At 57.6% G+C, this 18,619-nt stretch carries 16 protein-coding genes; 5 read left to right on the top strand and 11 right to left on the bottom strand.

Annotated features, from left to right (window positions below; translation table 11 throughout):
- Nucleotides 1–38 precede the first annotated feature (38 nt).
- A complete protein-coding gene (locus tag AACP62_RS03735; protein WP_198187157.1) occupies nt 39–2,513 on the bottom strand; it encodes a phosphoketolase in 2,475 nt (824 codons plus the stop codon).
- A 338-nt stretch (nt 2,514–2,851) separates the two neighbouring features.
- Between AACP62_RS03735 and guaA the strand changes: the two genes are divergently transcribed.
- Entirely contained in the window at nt 2,852–4,414 is a 1,563-nt protein-coding gene (gene guaA, locus AACP62_RS03740; protein WP_339346405.1) for a glutamine-hydrolyzing GMP synthase, read from the top strand.
- Nucleotides 4,415–4,560: 146 nt separating this feature from the next.
- Here guaA and AACP62_RS03745 read toward each other — a convergent pair whose 3' ends face one another.
- From AACP62_RS03745 to AACP62_RS03775, 7 genes are all read right to left on the bottom strand, one after another.
- Entirely contained in the window at nt 4,561–4,917 is a 357-nt protein-coding gene (locus AACP62_RS03745; protein WP_339346407.1) for a PH domain-containing protein, read from the bottom strand.
- Entirely contained in the window at nt 4,914–5,339 is a 426-nt protein-coding gene (locus tag AACP62_RS03750; protein ID WP_198187149.1) for a helix-turn-helix domain-containing protein, read from the bottom strand. Before AACP62_RS03750 ends, AACP62_RS03745 begins: the two co-directional genes overlap by 4 nt.
- Before the next feature lie 506 nt (nt 5,340–5,845).
- Nucleotides 5,846–6,031: a hypothetical protein gene (locus AACP62_RS03755; protein WP_029678536.1), complete on the bottom strand. Its 186-nt coding sequence runs from the start codon at nt 6,029–6,031 to the stop codon at nt 5,846–5,848.
- 478 nt (nt 6,032–6,509) lie between these two features.
- Entirely contained in the window at nt 6,510–6,806 is a 297-nt protein-coding gene (locus AACP62_RS03760; RefSeq protein WP_029678537.1) for a hypothetical protein, read from the bottom strand.
- 428 nt (nt 6,807–7,234) lie between these two features.
- Nucleotides 7,235–7,561, bottom strand: a complete 327-nt coding sequence (locus tag AACP62_RS03765) for a hypothetical protein (RefSeq protein ID WP_339346411.1) — start codon at nt 7,559–7,561, stop codon at nt 7,235–7,237.
- Nucleotides 7,548–8,555 (bottom strand): hypothetical protein, encoded by a 1,008-nt coding sequence (locus AACP62_RS03770; RefSeq protein WP_339346413.1) that lies wholly within the window; start codon nt 8,553–8,555, stop codon nt 7,548–7,550. The genes AACP62_RS03765 and AACP62_RS03770 overlap by 14 nt, the downstream gene beginning before the upstream one ends.
- 350 nt (nt 8,556–8,905) lie before the next feature.
- Nucleotides 8,906–9,730, bottom strand: coding sequence for an oxidoreductase (locus AACP62_RS03775; RefSeq protein WP_339346415.1), 825 nt, complete (start codon nt 9,728–9,730; stop codon nt 8,906–8,908).
- A gap of 744 nt (nt 9,731–10,474) precedes the next feature.
- Between AACP62_RS03775 and AACP62_RS03780 the strand changes: the two genes are divergently transcribed.
- Together AACP62_RS03780 and AACP62_RS03785 are read left to right on the top strand one after the other, a co-directional pair.
- Entirely contained in the window at nt 10,475–11,647 is a 1,173-nt protein-coding gene (locus AACP62_RS03780) for an aminotransferase class I/II-fold pyridoxal phosphate-dependent enzyme (protein WP_339346417.1), read from the top strand.
- 45 nt (nt 11,648–11,692) lie between these two features.
- A complete protein-coding gene (locus tag AACP62_RS03785; protein ID WP_339346420.1) occupies nt 11,693–12,685 on the top strand; it encodes a D-2-hydroxyacid dehydrogenase in 993 nt (330 codons plus the stop codon).
- Between the two features lie 39 nt (nt 12,686–12,724).
- On the opposite strand, the gene AACP62_RS03790 is transcribed toward AACP62_RS03785, so the two are convergent.
- Nucleotides 12,725–13,315, bottom strand: a complete 591-nt coding sequence (locus AACP62_RS03790) for a xanthine phosphoribosyltransferase (protein WP_339346422.1) — start codon at nt 13,313–13,315, stop codon at nt 12,725–12,727.
- A gap of 247 nt (nt 13,316–13,562) precedes the next feature.
- Here AACP62_RS03790 and AACP62_RS03795 point away from each other — a divergent pair, with 247 nt between their 5' ends.
- Nucleotides 13,563–13,823, top strand: coding sequence for a hypothetical protein (locus AACP62_RS03795; protein ID WP_339346425.1), 261 nt, complete (start codon nt 13,563–13,565; stop codon nt 13,821–13,823).
- Nucleotides 13,824–14,014: 191 nt separating this feature from the next.
- Nucleotides 14,015–16,549, top strand: coding sequence for a UvrD-helicase domain-containing protein (locus AACP62_RS03800; protein WP_339346427.1), 2,535 nt, complete (start codon nt 14,015–14,017; stop codon nt 16,547–16,549).
- Between the two features lie 26 nt (nt 16,550–16,575).
- Here the strand turns inward: AACP62_RS03800 and AACP62_RS03805 are convergent, their stop codons facing one another.
- Nucleotides 16,576–17,229, bottom strand: coding sequence for a response regulator transcription factor (locus tag AACP62_RS03805; RefSeq protein WP_339346429.1), 654 nt, complete (start codon nt 17,227–17,229; stop codon nt 16,576–16,578).
- Complete coding sequence (locus AACP62_RS03810; protein WP_339346431.1) at nt 17,226–18,488, bottom strand: sensor histidine kinase; 1,263 nt, start codon at nt 18,486–18,488, stop codon at nt 17,226–17,228. The genes AACP62_RS03805 and AACP62_RS03810 overlap by 4 nt, the downstream gene beginning before the upstream one ends.
- Nucleotides 18,489–18,619: the final 131 nt, after the last annotated feature.

An 18,619-nucleotide genomic window follows, 5' to 3' on the forward strand; every position in this document is an offset into this window, starting at 1 on the left:
ATGACGGGCGGTTCCAGAACCAGAGTCGGATCAGCGTATCACTCGTTGTCTCCGGCGGTCGCGGCGGTGGCGGAGATGGTCTCCTGACCGGCGCGGTTGGCATCGGGCCAGACCCAATCGGTGTAATCGGGGTGGTCGTAGCCCTTGTCCACGGCGAACTGGAAGGCCTCGTCGCGGAACTTGGTCCACTTGTCGATCTGGTCGGCGTACTTGCCTGCATCCACCAGCTTCAGGGCGGAGGCGGCCAGGCACCAGCGGTCCATGTCGTTGACGCGCACCATGTCGAACGGCGTGGTGGTGGAGCCCTGCTCCTCGTAGCCGTGCACGGAGAAGTTGTCGTGGTTGGGACGTCCGTGAATCAGGCGGTAGATGGAGCCGGGGTATGCGTGGAAGGCGAACAGGACCGGCTTGTCCTTGCTGAAGAGCTCGGTGAACTCCTCGTCGGACAGGGCCTGATCGTTCTCCTCGGTGTCCTGGATCTTCAACAGGTCGACCACGTTGACGAACTGGACCTTCACGCCCAGCTTCTGCAGCATGTCGTCGGCGGCCAGGGCCTCCTGGGTGGGGATGTCTCCTGCGGTGGCGATGACGACATCAGCATCCTCGGCATTCTTGGCGTTGGAGGCCCAATCCCAGCGGGCGGCCCCCTTCTCCAACTCGGCGGCGGCCTCGTCCACGCTCTGGTAGGTGGCGGCGGGCTGCTTGCCGGCGAAGATGGCGTTGATGCAGTTGGTCGACTTGTAGCAACGCTCGCCCACGTTCAGCAGCATGTTGGCATCGGCGGGGAAGTAGATGTTGACCACGTGATCGTTGTTGAAGTTCTTGTTCAGCAGGATGTCGACGAAGCCGGGATCCTGGTGGGAGAACCCGTTGTGGTCCTGACGCCAGACGTGCGAGGTGACCAGGAGGTTCAGGCCGGCGATGGGCTTACGCCACGGGATTTCGCGGACGGTAGCCTCCAGCCACTTGGCGTGCTGGTTGATCATGGAGTCGATGACGTGCACGAAGGACTCGTAGGAGCTCCAGATGCCATGGCGTCCGGTCAGCAGGTAGCCCTCCAGGAAGCCTTCCATCTGGTGCTCGGAGAGCTGTTCGATGACCTGGCCGGTGTGGGCCATGTGCTCGTCGGTCAGCTCCGACAGGTAGTCGGCATCCCACTGCTTGTTGGTCACTTCGTAGGCAGCGGCCAGACGGTTGGAGGCCGTCTCATCGGGCCCGAAGATGCGGAAGTCGGTGGGGTTCTTGGCCAGTACGTCGCGGGTGTAGTAGCCCAGGACGCGGGTGGCCTCGGTGGCGCCCCAGCCGTGGCCGTGCTTCTTGATGTCGATCTCGTAGTCGTGGATGTCAGGCAACTCCAGCGGCTTGAGCAGCCGGCCGCCATTGGCGTTGGGGTTCTCGCCGATGCGCAGGTCGCCCTTGGGCATGAAGCTGGTGACCTCGGGACGCAGGGTGCCCTTCTCGTCGAAGAGCTCCTCGGGCTTGTAGGAGGCCAGCCAGTTCTTGAGGATCTGGAAGTGGGCTTCGGTGTCGCGGGCGGAGGTCAGCGGCACCTGGTGGGCGCGCCAGGATCCCTCGGTCTTCTTGCCGTCGATGAACTTGGGGCAGGTCCAGCCCTTGGGTGTGCGGAAGATGATCATGGGGTAGAAGGGACGGGTCATGTCGTCGGTTTCGGCCCGGGCCTTGATATCGCAGATCTTGTCGAAGACGGTCTCCAGCATGTCGGCGAAGCGGCGGTGGATGGACAGATGGTCCTCGTCGTCGAACCCTGCAACGAACTCGAAGGGCTCATAGCCCATGCCATGGAAGTACTCATGCAGCTCCTCGTCGGAGATGCGCGAGAGGATGGTCGGGTTGGCGATCTTGTAGCCGTTCAGGTGCAGAATGGGCAGGACGATGCCGTCGGTGCGGGGATTGACCAGCTTGTTGGACTGCCAGCCGGTGGCCAGAGGGCCGGTCTCGGCCTCGCCGTCGCCCACGATGCAGGGTACGAAGAGGCTGGGGTTGTTCATGATGGCGCCATAGGCGTGGGAGAGGGCATAGCCCAGCTCGCCGCCCTCGTGAATGGATCCGGGGGTCTCAGGCGCGAAGTGGGAGGGGATGCCGCCCGGGTAGGAGAACTGGCGGAAGAACTTCTGCAGGCCAGCCTCATCGTTGGTGATCTTGGGGTAGTACTCGCTGTAGGTGCCATCCAGGTAGGACTGCGAGGTGCCGGCGGGGCCGCCATGGCCGGGGCCCATGATGATAACGGTGTTCTGCTGATGATCGGCGATCAGACGGTTGATATGGCCCAGCAGGAAGTTCAGGCCGGGGGTGGTGCCCCAGTGGCCGACCAGACGATGCTTGACATCCTCCCGGGTGAAGGGCTCCTTCATCAGGGGGTTGCTGCGAAGATAAATCTGTCCGATGGAAAGATAGTTGGCCGCCCGCCAATACTTGTCGACGGCCTCGAGGGTCTCCTCGGCGATTGGGGTCTCCAGCTTCGCCCAAGGGGTGCCGATAACAGGATTCGTCATGTGTACTCCTGCACTTTAGTGCGATTGTTTATTTACCTCGGTTACGGGCTTGTACAGTGTCATTCCAGGCATCTGCCGGGTCCGTACCCAATGCCTACATGGTACGTGAACGAGCAGACTTTTCTGAACGTTTTCTTGCAGTGTGTGTTCGCTCTTGTGAGAAAATGCGATGGAATTGTCTGCTTGCAGGCATGGATTTGCCGTCTGGGGTGCCGGTGAGGCCTCAATGACGGTAGCATTGTCGAAAACTGCAACCATACTGGACTTGTCCGAGGGCCTCGAATCGTCGCTCTTGGGCATCCTTGGTAGATACAGCATTCATATATATAAGGAGTCTTATGGCACAGGGTCCCGTCCTGGTGGTCGATTTCGGTGCACAGTACGCCCAGCTGATCGCTCGTCGAGTCAGGGAGGCAGGGGTCTACTCCGAGCTGGTGCCTCATTCGATGGGCCTGGACCAGATGCTGGCCAAGGATCCCAAGGCGGTCATCCTCTCCGGCGGCCCGGCCTCCGTCTACGTGGACGGGGCGCCTACCATCGACAAGAGGATTTTCAAGTCGGGTGTGCCCGTGCTGGGCATCTGCTACGGCTTCCAGGTCATGGCCCATGAGTTGGGCGGCGAGGTGGACAAGGCGGCCCTGGGGGAGTACGGCAAAACCGAGGCCTTCATCGACAGTGCCAAGGGAATTCTGCAGGATTCCCCCGCGAGGCAGGATGTGTGGATGAGCCATGGCGTCGCCGTCAACCGTGCGCCTGAAGGCTTTGAGGTTCTGGCGCATACCGAGGGTGCTCCGGTGGCGGCCATGCAGGACCCTTCCCGTGGACTGTACGGGGTCCAGTGGCATCCCGAGGTGACCAACACTCCTCTGGGGCAGGACCTGATCGACCGCTTCCTGCATCAGTGCGCCGGACTGCCGTCGGACTGGAACGCCTCGGGCATCATCGAGCAACAGGTGGAGAAGATCCGTCGCACGGTGGGTGACGACCAGGTCATCTGCGGCCTGTCAGGCGGCGTCGATTCAGCTGTGGCAGCCGCCCTGGTCCACAGAGCAGTTGGCGACCAGCTGACCTGCGTCTTTGTGGATCACGGTCTGCTGCGTAAGGGAGAGGCCGAGCAGGTCAAGCATGATTTCGTGGCAGCTACTGGCATCAAGCTGATAGCCGTGGATGCCTCAGAAGACTTCCTGACCGCACTCAAGGGTGTTTCCGAGCCCGAGCGCAAGCGCAAGATCATCGGGGAGAAGTTCATCCGCACCTTTGAAAAAGCCCAGCAGCAGGTGATCGAGGAGGCCGGCAAGACGGGCAAGGAAGTCAAGTTCCTGGTGCAGGGCACGCTCTACCCGGACGTGGTCGAGTCTGGCGGCGGAGATGGAGCGGCCAATATCAAGTCCCACCACAACGTGGGCGGTCTGCCCAAGGATGTCAAGTTCAAGCTGATCGAGCCCCTGCGCACCCTGTTCAAGGACGAGGTCCGGGCCATCGGCACCGAACTGGGCCTGCCTGACCAGATCGTCTGGCGTCAGCCCTTCCCGGGCCCCGGTCTGGGCATCCGCATCATCGGCGAGATCACCCAGGAACGTTTGGAGACCCTGCGCGAGGCCGACGCCATCGCTCGCGAAGAGTTGTCCAAGGCTGGGCTGGATCGACAGATCTGGCAGTGCCCGGTCGTGCTGCTGGCCAATGTGCATTCGGTAGGTGTGCAGGGTGACGAGCGCACCTATGGTTCGCCGATCGTGCTGCGTCCGGTCTCTTCCGAGGACGCCATGACCGCTGACTGGACGCGTCTGCCCTACGACGTGCTGGCCACCATTTCCACACGCATCACCAACGAGTGCCCGGGCATCAACCGCGTGGTCCTGGACTGCACCTCCAAGCCTCCGGCAACCATTGAGTGGGAGTGAGCATTTGGGCCGACAAGCCATACGGCGATACGTCGAAGAAGGTATTGTCGCATATGACTTGTCGGCCCAGTTATCTGGCTCTCGGGATATTAAATGTCGATGATCGATAAAGGAGCTCAGGTCCTGCAATTCATTCAGTTCATTGTTTATTGCTTAGGAATGGCCGCATTGATCCTATTGACCAGCTCGCGGGGTTGCTCCACCCCGAGCACCAACCGGTCATAGTGCTCGTCCTTGAGTTGGATGACAATGGGAATTTCCGGTCTGGTGACATTCCAGAATGTCTTTTCCCCATGCTCAATGTATGTGCCGGCCCATTTACCGGGAACATGAAGGCCGGGCGCACGCAGCCCCTTGGTATCATCAAGAATGCCCGGATCTTCGCTCGCACCCAGAACATGCTCGAGCGGCACCACCAGTTTCCCCTTGAATGACCACATCTTATCCAAGCCCTGCGGTTCAACCTCCAGCGTCCGCCCGACAATTGCCACCTTGTTGTTCATGACTTGCCTCTTTCATCATCGGACTGCAACCGAACATGTGCACGCTGCAACAGCGTCTCACCAAGGAGCTTGACGACATCAACGGTCACAGCATTGGTCTCTCCTGATCCCGAGCAGGACAGCTTTGCAAGGTAATCCCTGAGCAGACCACGAACCTCAAGATCATGATCTGACAGCTCCATGAGTGCCACCAATACCAGATTGAGCACTCCTGAATCGCGCGACTCCGAATCCGTTGCATCACGAAGCGCAGCCACGAACATGCCACGCTTGCTGCCGAAGGCACCGTAGAGACTGCCCCGGAGCAGACCCGTAGCCTTGACGAGGGCATCAATCGACGTGCCCTCATAGCCATGTTCCAGGAAAACCTCGCGGGCACGGGCAAGTACCTCATCATCATCAAAACTTCTCTTGCGACCCATACTCGTCAAGATAGCATTATTTGACTAAACGGTCAAGAATGATAAACGGTATTTTTACCCACAAATATCGTTTCTTCTTTGTGGAAGCTGTCGGTGCTGGGAATAGTAATTCGCTGGTTAAGCTACCGGTAATGAACACAAGAATCAAGAGCCATGAAGATGGCCTCCACCCGAGCATAAGGATTGTGATAGGAGGGAGTGACAACCAGTGTAATAATTCGTATCCCAATGACACTGCCGGCCCTGAAGGACTTTCTGTGTTCTGTTTTTCGATTGAATGAAAATATTCACGGTTTCCAGGGAACCGATCAGGAATAAGAGTACCAGCTCGACAGTCACGAGCATTGTTGAAAAGGCCGAAACCGCTCCGCGTCTCTTCCTGGTTTCATTCGACGTTCCTTAATTACCAATAAAGTTGGTGATGACCAACATTTTTGACGTCAGTGGTCGCCAGAATTGCAAATGCCCAGGCCATAAATCAGCTGAAATGCTGTCGTATTACGCAGTCAAATCTCAATTATTCCCAACATCACATTGGGGACAACTTCTCTAGTCGGAGCCTGTTCAATTATTAGCTTCTGCGCAGTTGTAGTGAGTTCTGGGGTGCTAGCTGTTTTAGCAACACCAACATCGGCGCTGCTGACGTGCTTGTTGGTACTTGGGCCAGTAGCTTGTGTTTTCTTTGACCGCATATCAATCTCCTTTGGTTGATATGCATGCCAAACGGCATAGCCCTACTGTAGCTGTGGCAAAAACAAAAATCGACATAATTGCTGATGAGACCAATCCCGCAGGAAAGACACGAGATGATTCACAGTCTTCTACAGCACAATTGGGGAATGCCTCATTGGCTCCGAGTAATGCGCTGGTAAGCTTGGCAAGCGCTCTAAGCCAAGTCGAACCGAGATCTTCAGCAATCCACGCAGGCGTTCTGGTATGCACCATCAGAATCATCAAGACCTGAGTATGGCCATACCGGTGTTACACCGGGTCAGAGCGCAGGCGGCTCATTGCCGCAAAGCAGCGGGGAAGACGAGAAGCATTATCCTCTTGGGACAGAAGGTAGGCCTAAACAAAGAGTCTCAATCACAGTGAGCCGAATATATCGTCTTAGGTGACTTCGAGGAATACCCATATCACCGGTTCGCTTGAATGGGACTGGGAGGGGGCTCACGGAATATTGCGATTGGTGTCCAGCAGACTCTTGATGCCTGTTCCATCTGTGTTGTGTTCGGTTCGGGAAGCTTTCGCTGTCATCTGGGCAAGGTACACGGCGGATTTCAGACTTAGACTCGGCTCCGCACGCCTGAGTTCACGGATAAACACAACTTGATCCTTGCTGGGATTTATTCCCCTGGAACTGGCGATGCTTTGGGCCCATTCCACTGCCGCAGTCATGGGGTGTTCGTAGTCGGCAAATATCTTTGTGACTTCAACCCTCGGATTCTTGTCATTCGTCAAGCTCATGGCTATTCCTCTCAAAATTCCTGGTGCTCATTGTTGGCCGCTGAAGATCTGATCGCTTTTAGAATCCAGCCGCGAGAGTCGTCGTCACAGAAGCCGCCGATACCTCAACGCTTTCATGAATCGCCTATGACTCACTTTCATAACAACTATATAGCAACATCACGAAATCAACAATCGCACGTTTTGTGTCGTCAAACTCTGATGTCGCGGCCTTGGCCACTCTCAACTCCCAACGCCTTCTGGCTCTATCCGTCAGTACGTTGCATATTTCGAACCTACTGATCTGTGCGTAGCAGGTTGCTCCCTGGCCGGTTAGCAGGCTGCTGGTATGGTGTCGACTCAGTCATCTGGCCACGCATATGGGGTGGAATACATGTTGGATGCCAGCCACCGCGCCCAAGGCATGTTGTTCCGGTCCATGAAGGCCTTCATTTTGGTATGAATTTGCTTGCCGTCGCTAAAACTGAGGCGATTGTTTTGCCTTTCTTTGCGAGGAAACCACCTGCTACTAACACGCCTCCGCCGATGGTGGACATGTTTTTCTTGACATGATCTACGCGGTCTTTTCTTTTGGCCAAACAGCGGGCGCAGAAGATGCTGTCCGGGTTATCCAAGAAAGTGTGGCATCCGCGGGAGTTGCATACGGTCATCAGTTTTGAGCCGCATTTTGGACAGTAATCGAAGTCTTTTTTATATTTCAAGTTCTCTTTGTAAGAGCCGCATTCCTGGTTGGTGCAGCCTCTAACGCTCTTCATGGCTCTCATCCTTTTTATCAGTTACCTTTAGGTACAAGTGCTTTTCGGGCAACGCTAGGGATTTGCTTAGTTTGGATACGTCAAGTTGGAGTGCGGCCCGAGATCGCCAAATTCCCTGTTCTGTTCCTGTATCGGAGCGATCGCATTCCGCTAGAAGGCCCGCATTGTCTCCTACAGTCGTTTTGATAAAGTGCGAATATGTTTCCAGGGCTTTCACCATGGCCTTGGGCTCTCCCTGTTCGCAAAAAATGGTTGCTCTGGCAATTGATGCCTCGTGTATGGCTGGAAAGCAACCGTTGATGCTCTCCATTCTTTCATCGATGAGTTTTGTACGTTTGCCTTTTTCATGCTCGTAGTCGCCATTTGCGAGATATTTTACGTCAGACTCCATCTTCAGCTCGTGCTGGGCCTCTGCGTCCGATAGAGCGCGCAAAGCCTGAGATATAAGGAGCTTTCTAAGAGTGTCGTCGTCAACTTCACGGGCCTGTAGATAAAGGCGCATGCCGCTCTGTAGGAGGCCGAGCCTGTCGTTCTGTTGCCCTTCGAGTACTTCCTGCACGCGCACATCTATGACTGCAATCTGGCGGGCGATGTCTTCAAGCTGACCTTGAATTGCCCTGAGTTGTATTGCGTTCGCCGCTTGAACGGGATCAATTCCCTCGCTGAAATCCTCGCGCTTGATGGGTAATTTCTTTCCATATCGCCCGTTGGTATCCAAAAGTTGGGCAAAGGTGTTGCCTGCTCTATCGGTGGTTAGCCTGATGTCACCATTAGCGATGGCATCGAGGGTATTTTTTGGAGCATCTACCACCAAACGAAAATCGTTATTCATGGTTTTATGAGCCAAGGCGAATTCGGAGGATTCACGTTCCAGTGCATGGACGATGTCTTTGATGGCGGTATTGCCTTTAGTGATGCTATTCTTTATTCCGTTCCGGAAAAATGCCAAGGGCGAATCCGGATCGGCACTGAACTCGGATTTTTCAGGCTTCAACCAAACCCCCTATCGAAAGACATGCCGACTGCACGCTAATAGCTGACGATAATTAATTAGATTATAACTGTCCATTGCTCAAAGGCGTTAAAGCAATTGCTTTGTTTGGGAGTAGTCAGAGACTGAAACAAAAATCAACGAATAGGTGCGGCAAAGTATTTGCAATATCCCAACCTAACGTCATTCACACGTCCGTCCTCATCAGCACCAGCCTTAGGCAAGGAAAGTGATGTATATCTGACTCTTGGTATTTCACAATAGCCAGGTCAGAACTTTGCCTCACCAAACTTAAACTTCCTTGCGCACATCTGGCTTCAATGGCGTATTGCTCTGGCACATAGTTTTAGCGTTTAGAGGTCCTTGGCATGGACCATCAAGTAATCCCAGGCACGAGTGGGTAGCAGGGCATGAAGGGCAACCAGAGGTTTGGCGCCGAAGCCCAGAAGGTAACGTGGGCGGGGATAGCGTACCGTCGAGGCATGGACGATGGCCCTGGCGATGGCTGATGGTTGGGTCAAATGCCTGCTGGAGTACAGTTTGCGCAACCCGGCAGCAGCACGGGATCCTGAATTTTGATAGACGCTTTTGCGGGTGACCGTTTGGAGATGATCGGCGGCGATCGCGCCCCAGTTGGTGGCAATGGCTCCGGGCTCGATCAGGACCACGTCGATGCCGAAGGGTCGCATTTCCATACGCAGTGCGTCGCTGAAGGCTTCAAGGGCGTACTTGGTGGCGTGGTACCAGGCACCCATATAGGTAACCATCCGGCCTGCCATGGATGAGGTGTTCACGATTCGGCCGCGTCTGGCCCGGCGCATGGCAGGTAGCACCAGCTGGGTCAGGCGGGCAAGGCCGAAGAGGTTGACTTCGAATTGTCGACGGACCTCGTCGATGGAGACCTGCTCGACCGGGCCATAGGAGCCGTAGCCGGCGTTGTTGACCAGCAGATCCACCCGCCTCTCCTTCTGCAGGATGCGTGCGACAGGCTTCTCAATGGATGCAGAATCGGTCAGATCCATCTGCACAGCGATGACCCCTTTGTCGGCTAGTGGCTTCAGACGTTCGACGCGCCGCCCTGCCGCATACACCCGGTATCCATGTTCGGCGAGCATACGGGTGGTTTCATATCCAATGCCGCTGGTGGCCCCAGTGACCAGCGCTACTCGATTGGTCATTCCCTCACCCCTTTGACCGACATCCAAGAATCCTGTCTCTTGCCTGTCTTTGAAGCACAGTATATGACAGAGATCTCAATGCAAGGACGCAACTTTTGGCGAGTGCGGTACAACTTTGACATGCCATTTTACCGAAACTCGTTCTTGCTGATTATGGATTCGACCGTAGTGAAGGGGTTGAACTTAGGATACGAGCGGTCAATGCCCCAGGACGGGATGAGATGGAATGAGATGAAAGATCGTGTTTGGGGGGGGGGGGCAGCTATTTCAATTTACTTATAAAAGATTCGTAGGCTGCGGTTGGCCAGCCTGGTGAATGAGTGACCCGAGGAAACCCTACAGGAATATCAAGATAGATCTCGGAAGACTCGAGATTAATATGGCCTGGCACCAAGTCACTTGCCATGAGCACGTTTATTTTTGGATGCTTGTCGCGGCCGTAAAATGGAGGCGCATGGTCAAATAATGGTCGGGTATATAGGATTGCCGAAAGTTCGCTGTATCCTTACAGTCAATGCTGATTGCAGATTCCGCAGGAGGTTTCAGCATGCAGGGCACACGATTTACCTATTGGTGGCACGGATTCGATCTGTGACGCCGCGTGCCTTGTAGGAACGGTTGCACGGATCGGAACCCACCGGCCCTGCAGTCGTCGACAGCATTTCCCGTGCATCGTCACCGCATAGTCGGTAGGGCAGCACCAGCGACAATGGTTGTAGTAACGGCATGGGAAAGGACAAGCCAATGACATTGGCGGATCATATGAATGCCAGGGTCAAAGCTCTGGCGCCGAGCGACATACTCGAGTTCAACAAGGAGATCGCCGGAATAGACGGCATCGTGAAGCTGACTCTGGGGGAGCCGGACTTCTTTACCCCAGAGCACGTCAAGCAGGCGGGTATCCAGGCCATCCAAGACAACCACAGTCATTACACAGAGAGTCGCGGCATGCCCAGTCTTCGCAAGGCGGCTGCCGATTATCTTCAGACCAAGTACGGGCTGGACTACGACCCTGACAGTCAGATTGTGATTACGGCAGGGGCCACCGGGGGCATCTTCTCGGGCCTTACTGCCATGATCAACCCGGGTGACACGGTCATTCTGCCCACTCCCATCTTCCCTCTCTATATCCCTATTGCCCAGCTGAGTGGTGCCAAGACCGTCTTCGTCGACACCTCTGACGACGGCTTCATTCTCAAGCCGGACAAGCTGGAGGCCGCCATTGAAAACAGTGATGGTCCGGTCAAGGCCCTGGTGCTCAACTACCCGACCAACCCGACCGGTGTGACCTATGCTCGTGAGGATCTGGAGGCCCTGGCCCAGGTGGCACGCAAGCATGGCTTCTTCGTGCTCAGCGATGAGATCTACGCCGAGCTGACCTACCAGGGCACCCATGTGTCCATGGGCACCATCCTGCCCGAGCAGACGGTCGTTCTTGGCGGGGTTTCCAAGTCCCATGCCATGACTGGATGGCGGGTCGGCATCGCCGCTGGCCCCGCTGACGTGATTGATCAAATCAGCAAGGTCAACGAATTCACCATCACTTCGGTGACCACAAATGCCCAGTATGCGGCCCAGGAGGCTCTGACCAAGGGCATGAACGACACGGATCCGATGCGCGAGGCCTACCGCAAGCGGCGGGACTATCTTGTCAAGGCCCTGCCGGAGGTCGGGCTGGACGTGATCGATCCCAAGGGGGCCTTCTATATCTTCGCCCGGCTGCCCGAGGGCATGCGCGACAGCTGGAGCTTCGTCTATGACCTGGCTCACAAGGCCAAGGTGGCGGTAATCCCCGGAGCAAGCTTCGGGCCCGGGGGAGAAGGCTACGTTCGCATCTCCTACGCGGCCTCCATGGAGGATCTGCATACCGCCGTGGAGCGGATCGGCGACTATATGCGCGCTCAAAATCGCAGCTGATTCATCCGACAACCATCAACGAAGACAGTTACCAAGGACTAGAAAATGACCAGTATTCTCATGTATTCAGTACGTCCCGACGAGCAGGAGGCCATTCAGGCCTGGGCGCAAGCCAATGATATCCAGGTGGATACCACAGACCGCGATCTGGGGATGAAGACCGTGGATATGATCAAGGGCTACGACGGCATCGTCATCCAGCAGCATGCGGCCCTGTCCGAGCCCGAACTCTACCAGCGGCTCAAGGAGTATGGCCTCAAGCAGCTGACCCTGCGGATCACGGGCTATGACATCGTCAACCTGCAGGCCGCTCGGGAGAACGGGCTGGTCGTCACCAACGTGCCTGCCTATTCGCCCCGGTCGGTCTCCGAACTGGTCCTGGCCCAGGTCATGCGTCTGGTTCGGCATCTGGGGGAGGCGAGCGCTCGCGAGGCCAATGACGACTATACCTGGGATGGGCTTCAGGCCCACGAGATCCACAACCTGACCGTGGGGATCATCGGAGCCGGCAAGATCGGATCTGCTGTGGCCAGGATCTTCCGTGCCCTGGGTTCCACGGTCATCGCCAACGACCCGGTCCACCGTCCCGAGCTGGCAGACACCCTGGATTACGTGGATCTGCCCACCCTCTTGAAGCGGGCCGACATCGTCACCGTCCATACACCGCTGGACGAGACCACCCACCATCTGATCAACGCGCAGGCCCTGGAAGCCATGAAACCCTCGGCCTTTCTGATCAACGCCGCCCGAGGCCCCATCGTGGACACCCCGGCCCTGATCGAGGCCCTGCAGACCAAGTCCATCTCCGGTGCCGCCATCGACACCATCGAGGGTGAGGCCGGCATCTTCGAAAAGAATCTGAGCGGGACCAAGGTCGACAACCAGGCCCTGGAGACCCTCAAGGCCATGCCCAATGTGGAGGTCTCGCCTCATATCGGCTTCTACACTGATGCCGCCGTGACCGCCATGGTCAATATCTCCCTGAACGATGTGAAGACCATCCTGGAGGGCGGCACCAGCGAGCATCAGGTGGACTGACTTGACTATTTCCGCGACCCGGACCAGGTGTCGACCTGCTCAGGCGGGATTGTGAGCAAAGGTGATGGTGCCTCGGTCCGGGTCCATGCTTTCCACGATGGCCAGGGACTGGAGGTTGTAGCCCTCTTTGCGCAGGGTACGGCCGCCCTCCTGGAATCCCTTCTCCACGGCGATGCCGATACCCTCAATGACAACCTTGGCGTCATGACAGATGTCGATCAGACCATGCAGGGCGTTGCCCTTGGCCAGGAAGTCGTCAAGGATCAGCACATGCTCGCCCTCCTTGAGGAAGCGCTTGGCCACGATTACCGGGTACTCGCGCTGCTTGGTGAAGGAGTAGATGCGAGCCGTGTACTGGTCGCCGTCAAGGTTGATGGACTGGGTCTTCTTGGCGAAGACCACCGGCACGTCCCCGAAGTGGCGGGCGGCCATGCAGGCGATGCCGATGCCGGATGCCTCGATGGTCAGGATCTTGTCGATTTGGTGACCGGCGAACAGGCGGGCCCATTCAGCGCCCATGTGGTCGAAGAGCCGCACGTCGCACTGATGATTGAGGAAGGCGTCCACCTTGAGTACATTGCCAGGCTTGACCGTGCCCTGGCGGCGGATTCGCTCCTCAAGTTCCTGCATGTCATCGTCCTTGTCGTCATGAAAGCGGGGCCCCTCTGGTCCCGACGGATAGACACCAAGATAACCCGGTTCTGGGACTGTGGTCAGAAGGCCCTGATCCGTTAGGTTTCACCTCCAGCGGATTGGAGTGTCTTCCTGGCGTGTCAGCCCGTCAATCCGCGGATTCAAGGCCCTGACTGTTACAGTGAAAATTGACCGCAATGGTCACGCATCGTCGCGGTGCGTTAAAGGACCTAAGGAGGACCATATGGGGATTCTTGATGATGCAAAGGATGCCATGAAGTCTGCCGGCGAGAAGATTTCCGATGTCGCTGGCGATGTAAAAGACACCGTTATGGACAAGGCATCCGATGCCAAGGACGCCGTTGCCGATAAGCTGGGCGACGCCAAGGACGCCGCCTCCGACAAGATGGACCAGGCCAAGGCCGATGTCAAGGTCGGCAAGGCCAAGGCTGAGCAGGGCGCCACCGAGGCTGTCAACAACGCCAAGGACCAAGTGCGCAACTGACTGGGTCATCTCGACTTCCCCGACCTGCCCCGTTCGCTTTTCCTATCTAAAGCGGACGGGGTCTTTTATGTCTGCCGGCTAACCCATGAGCCAAGGTCGATGACACCGCTTTGTGGTAGAAATAGTTGTTTGCCGGGTGCGCGCCATCCGGCCTGTGACGGTGACCGAGACCAGATGGCAAGAGGTGGCTTGTGAACGAGGAACCGGACTTGATCCAGCGCAGCGCCAAGGAGCTGCTCAAGGGGCTCAACGATCGTCAGGCCGAAGCAGTGCAATACCAGGGGCCGGCCCTGCTGATCGGGGCGGGCGCAGGTTCGGGCAAAACCAGGGTGCTGACCCGCAGAATCGCCTGGATCCTCAGTCAGTTCGGCGCCTGGCCCAGCCAGATCCTGGCCATCACCTTCACCAACAAGGCGGCTTCCGAGATGCGCGAGCGTCTGCGTCGGCTGATCGGGCCCGTGGCCGACCGCATGTGGGTGTCCACCTTCCACTCGGCCTGTGTGCGCATTCTGAGGCGGGACGGCAAGGAGATCGGCCTGCGATCGGGCTTCACCATCTATGACACGGCCGATTCCGAGCGCCTGATCAAGTTGATCGGCAAGGATCTCAACATTGATCTGAAGCGCTACACACCCAGAAACATTCTGAGCCACATATCCGACTACAAGAACAACCTGCAGGATTGGCGTACACAGCTGCAGGAGTACGCCCCCGACTACCGACCCGGGCAGCGCGGCCAGCAGATCACCGCCCGCTTCGGTAACGAGGAAGAGCTCTACTCAGTGATCTATGCCGAGTACGAGCACCGGCTGGCTCAGGCCAACGCGGTCGACTTCGACGATTTGATTGTGCGCACGGTCCAGTTGCTTCAGCAGTCCCCGATGGTGGCGCAGTATTACCATCATCGCTTCCGCTACGTGCTGGTGGATGAGTACCAGGACACCAACCATGCCCAGTACGTGCTCATGCGTGAGCTGGCCGGTGCGGATGCCGACAAGCAGGATCCTGCCTGGATCACCGTGGTAGGGGATTCGGACCAGTCCATCTATGCCTTCCGTGGGGCCGACATCAGCAATATCAGGGACTTCGAGAAGGACTTCCCTGGAGCCCGGACCATACTCCTGGAGCAGAACTACCGTTCCACCCAGACCATTCTGGATGCGGCCAACGCAATCATCGTCAAGAACGAGGGCCGCAAGCCCAAGAAACTCTGGACCGCCTTGGGCAAGGGGGAGCCCATCGTGGGCTATGCAGCCGACAACGCCCAGCAGGAGGCCGCCTGGATTGCCACCGAGATTGCCAGGCTGCGCAGTGAGGAGGGCATTCCCTACTCCGACATGGCCATCATGTACCGGGCCAACGCCCAGTCCCGCGCCCTGGAGGAGGGACTGATCAACGCCGGTCTGCCTTATCAACTGGTGGGCGGAACCCGCTTCTACGAGCGCAAGGAGATCAAGGACGCCCTGGCCTACCTTCATGCCATTGCCAATCCCCAGGACGACGTGAATATGCGGCGGATACTCAACGTGCCCAAGCGGGGCCTGGCAGCACGTGCCGAGGCGGCGGCGACCTCCTATGCGGATCTGCATCAGGTCTCCTTCTGGGAAGGGGTGCAGCATATCGAGGAGGTGCCCGGGGCCTCTACGCTGATGATCAAGCGGATGAAGGCTTTCAGGGATCTGATCACTTCCCTGACCGACTTTGCCACAGAGCACGATTCCAAGCCGTCTCAGATCGTGGAGAAGGTTCTGGAGGATTCCGGCATGTTGGATGAGCTTCGCAAGTCGGTCGACCCGCAGGATGCTTCCCGGTTGGAGAACCTTGGTCAGCTGCAGTCCGTGGCCGCCGAGTTCGAGCAGAAGACTCCCGACGCTACGTTGGCTGGCTTCCTGGAGACCACGGCACTGGTGGCCGATTCGGACCAGCTGCCGGGTCTGGGTGACGACTCGGGCAAGGTGACGCTGATGACCCTGCACACGGCCAAGGGCCTGGAGTATCCAGTGGTCTTCCTGACCGGCATGGAGCAAGGAACCTTCCCGCACTCCCGCTGCCTTGAGGATGCCGATGAGATGCAGGAGGAGCGTCGACTGGCTTATGTGGGCGTTACCCGTGCTAAGAGGCGTCTTTACCTGACCCGGGCGGCCGTCCGGTCTCAATGGGGGCAGGTCAATGAGATGCTGCCCAGCCAATTCCTGGATGACATCCCCGACGATCTGATTGACTGGAAGCGTCGGCAGGCCGGCAACGAGCGGATGCGCGCAGGCTGGGACCTGGGTGACGACGAGGACGAATTCGGCGGCTTCGAGGATGAAAGCGATGGCCGTGCATTCGGTCATCGCTCATTCGGCGGCTTTGGCTCCGGTTCCCGTTTTGGCTCTTCTCACAGTGGGTATGGGCGCTCGCGGGCCTCCTCACAGCGTTCGTTCGGTTCTTCCGGATACGGCTCGCGTAACTCCTCCTCCAGAAGCGGAAGAGTTACAACCAGGAGGAGCACAGCAAGCTCATCGTCAACCGCACACCCTGGCAGAGCCTCGGCCCAGCCCAAGTCGAATGGCCTGTCCATTCAGGATTTCTCCTTGGGAGACAGGGTGGCTCACGACCAGTATGGCCTGGGCAAGGTGGTCGATATTCAGGACAAGGGGCACAACTCAGTCCTGACTGTTGACTTCGGTTCCGAGGGGACCAAGAGGCTGATGCTACGTTTGGCACCGATCGAAAAGCTCTAACGATCGAGACTCCAAAAGCTGTATGCTCATGACTCTTGCGAGGACAGCCATTCCACGGCGAGCTGGGTCCGGTTGGCCAGGTTGGTCTTGGCCAGGATGGATGAGATGTGATTGCGAACGGTGCCCTCACTGAGATAGAGCCGCCTGGCAATGGCCTGGTTGTCGAGGCCGTCGGCCACCAGAGCGACGATTTCACGTTCGCGGTCAGTCAGAGTTAGAAAGCGCCGGGGAACAGGTTCAGCTGGGTTTTTTCGTGTCTGCTCCTCCTGTTCGCCAAGCGATAGGTTGGCAACGGCTTCAGCTCCAAGAACCGTCTGACCGGCCATGACGGCTTGGAGGGCCGGCACCACTGAGGCCGCGTCCTGCTTGATTACATAACCCTTGGCACCCAAGGCCAGTGCGCGGGAAATATACTCCTTGTCTGCAAAGGTGGTCAGAAAGAGTACCCGGGCAGTCGAATCCATGGCGATGATGCGCTCCGCCGCCTCCAGACCGTCCATGCCGGGCATCTGCACGTCAAGCAGAAGGACGTCAGGCCTCCCACCAGCTGCCTGGTAACAATCCAGGGTTGACTGACCGTCATTGGCAGTCCAGAGCACGTCTGCAGTACCAGTTGCCGTCAAAATCGTTGATAAGGACGAGCAAACGATCGGATCGTCATCAGCGATAGCGACTTTCATGCCATTACCCTCTTATTCTCTACATGGTCTGTTGCGCTTTGGTTGGTCCAGGGTTCCTTGGGCAAGGATACGAAAACCTTCCATCCCTGTCGGTTGGGTCCGCTGTTGGCTGTGCCGCCCAAGGCTCTGGCTCTGGCCTCCATATCGGCCAGCCCCATGCCCCGCTGTAGCCTTGACTCCTTATTAGCCGAGCTGTCAGGCTGCGACTGCTGAATCCCGCCGTCGTCCTGCACCACCATCTGCCAGAAGGCTGGGAGGTCGCGCAGAATGACCTGTGCCGACCTGGCTGAAGAATGCCGGACCGTGTTGGTGAGGGCCTCGCGAACAATGGTGGCCAGGCAACGGCACACTGGTGCAGGGGCTGTCTTAATGCCGTTGTTCAAACCGACCTTTAGCAGCCCCATGGAAGCCTCGGAGCTGGCATCCTCCATCTGGGATGCGAAGTCAGTGCCCTCATCCTCCAAGTCATGCACCGAGCGACGAATCGTAGTCATGGCCTGGTCCAAGGTCTTGCCGACACTCTCAAAGACCTGCTCGGTACTCTGATCGCCCTTACTCTGAGCAACCACCCGACCAGCCTGTGTCTGCATGATGGCTCGGGTGAGCAGGTGGCCCACATTGTCATGAATATCTCGGGCGATCCGGGTCCGCTCCGATAAGTGCGCCATCCGGGTCGCTTGGGCTCTCTCCTCGTCCAGATCGCTGATGCGGCCATGCAGTTGGCGAATCCTGTAGCGCTCGGTGTCTTCAATCTGCCATACGCGACCCTTGGCCACGGCCAAGTGTGCGCACGTCAGTCCGCCGTCTTGCGCCAGTGCTGAGGTCAATAAAGCCAGCAGGGCATAGCGTTGGGGGAGGCCTCTGAAGAGTATGAGGTCTGCCATGGCAGGTATCAGCCAAAAGAATGCCGGCAGCAAGGCCAAGAGCAGCCTGGGCCAGGCCGGTCCGGAGTTCTTGGCTTGGAGATCTTTCATGCCGACTGACCTGGTGGCCGGAACCATGGTTCCGAGTCCGACGCCAGCCTCGAAGGCCAGGGCTGGCAGGAAGAAAAGCCAGTCTGGTATGAACGTTGCCAAAAGCGATACCAGAGCGCCGCCCCAGATGGACCCCGGCGCAGGCAGCAGCCATTCACACAGGGCACCTGCGACTACTGAGGCCAGGAGGCCGGCGATCAGGGTTGCTGAAACCCCTGAACCGTACCATGATCCGCATAAGGTCCCCAGGCCAAGCAGGACCAGCCAGCCAGCTATCCTGCCCATGAATGTCTCCTCGCCCTGTTGCTCTATTGTCTCAAATAGTAGTTGACGGGCTACCCGTTCCTGAGCCTTAGCGCAGGCGACCACCCATGACGAATGTCATAGATTAGTTTGAGCTTCCATAACATTGATGA

The sequence above is a fragment of the Bifidobacterium apis genome (genome assembly GCF_036986835.1).
Classification (GTDB): Bacteria; Actinomycetota; Actinomycetes; order Actinomycetales; family Bifidobacteriaceae; genus Bombiscardovia; species Bombiscardovia apis_A.

Bases quoted from the DNA above. Each gene is read 5' to 3' on its own strand.
- AACP62_RS03735 (WP_198187157.1), bottom strand. From the start codon at position 2,513: ATGACGAATCCTGTTATCGGCACCCCTTGGGCGAAGCTGGAGACCCCA.
- guaA (WP_339346405.1), top strand. From the start codon at position 2,852: ATGGCACAGGGTCCCGTCCTGGTGGTCGATTTCGGTGCACAGTACGCC.
- AACP62_RS03745 (WP_339346407.1), bottom strand. From the start codon at position 4,917: ATGAACAACAAGGTGGCAATTGTCGGGCGGACGCTGGAGGTTGAACCG.
- AACP62_RS03750 (WP_198187149.1), bottom strand. From the start codon at position 5,339: ATGGGTCGCAAGAGAAGTTTTGATGATGATGAGGTACTTGCCCGTGCC.
- AACP62_RS03755 (WP_029678536.1), bottom strand. From the start codon at position 6,031: ATGCGGTCAAAGAAAACACAAGCTACTGGCCCAAGTACCAACAAGCAC.
- AACP62_RS03760 (WP_029678537.1), bottom strand. From the start codon at position 6,806: ATGAGCTTGACGAATGACAAGAATCCGAGGGTTGAAGTCACAAAGATA.
- AACP62_RS03765 (WP_339346411.1), bottom strand. From the start codon at position 7,561: ATGAAGAGCGTTAGAGGCTGCACCAACCAGGAATGCGGCTCTTACAAA.
- AACP62_RS03775 (WP_339346415.1), bottom strand. From the start codon at position 9,730: ATGACCAATCGAGTAGCGCTGGTCACTGGGGCCACCAGCGGCATTGGA.
- AACP62_RS03780 (WP_339346417.1), top strand. From the start codon at position 10,475: ATGACATTGGCGGATCATATGAATGCCAGGGTCAAAGCTCTGGCGCCG.
- AACP62_RS03785 (WP_339346420.1), top strand. From the start codon at position 11,693: ATGACCAGTATTCTCATGTATTCAGTACGTCCCGACGAGCAGGAGGCC.
- AACP62_RS03790 (WP_339346422.1), bottom strand. From the start codon at position 13,315: ATGCAGGAACTTGAGGAGCGAATCCGCCGCCAGGGCACGGTCAAGCCT.
- AACP62_RS03795 (WP_339346425.1), top strand. From the start codon at position 13,563: ATGGGGATTCTTGATGATGCAAAGGATGCCATGAAGTCTGCCGGCGAG.
- AACP62_RS03805 (WP_339346429.1), bottom strand. From the start codon at position 17,229: ATGAAAGTCGCTATCGCTGATGACGATCCGATCGTTTGCTCGTCCTTA.
- AACP62_RS03810 (WP_339346431.1), bottom strand. From the start codon at position 18,488: ATGGGCAGGATAGCTGGCTGGCTGGTCCTGCTTGGCCTGGGGACCTTA.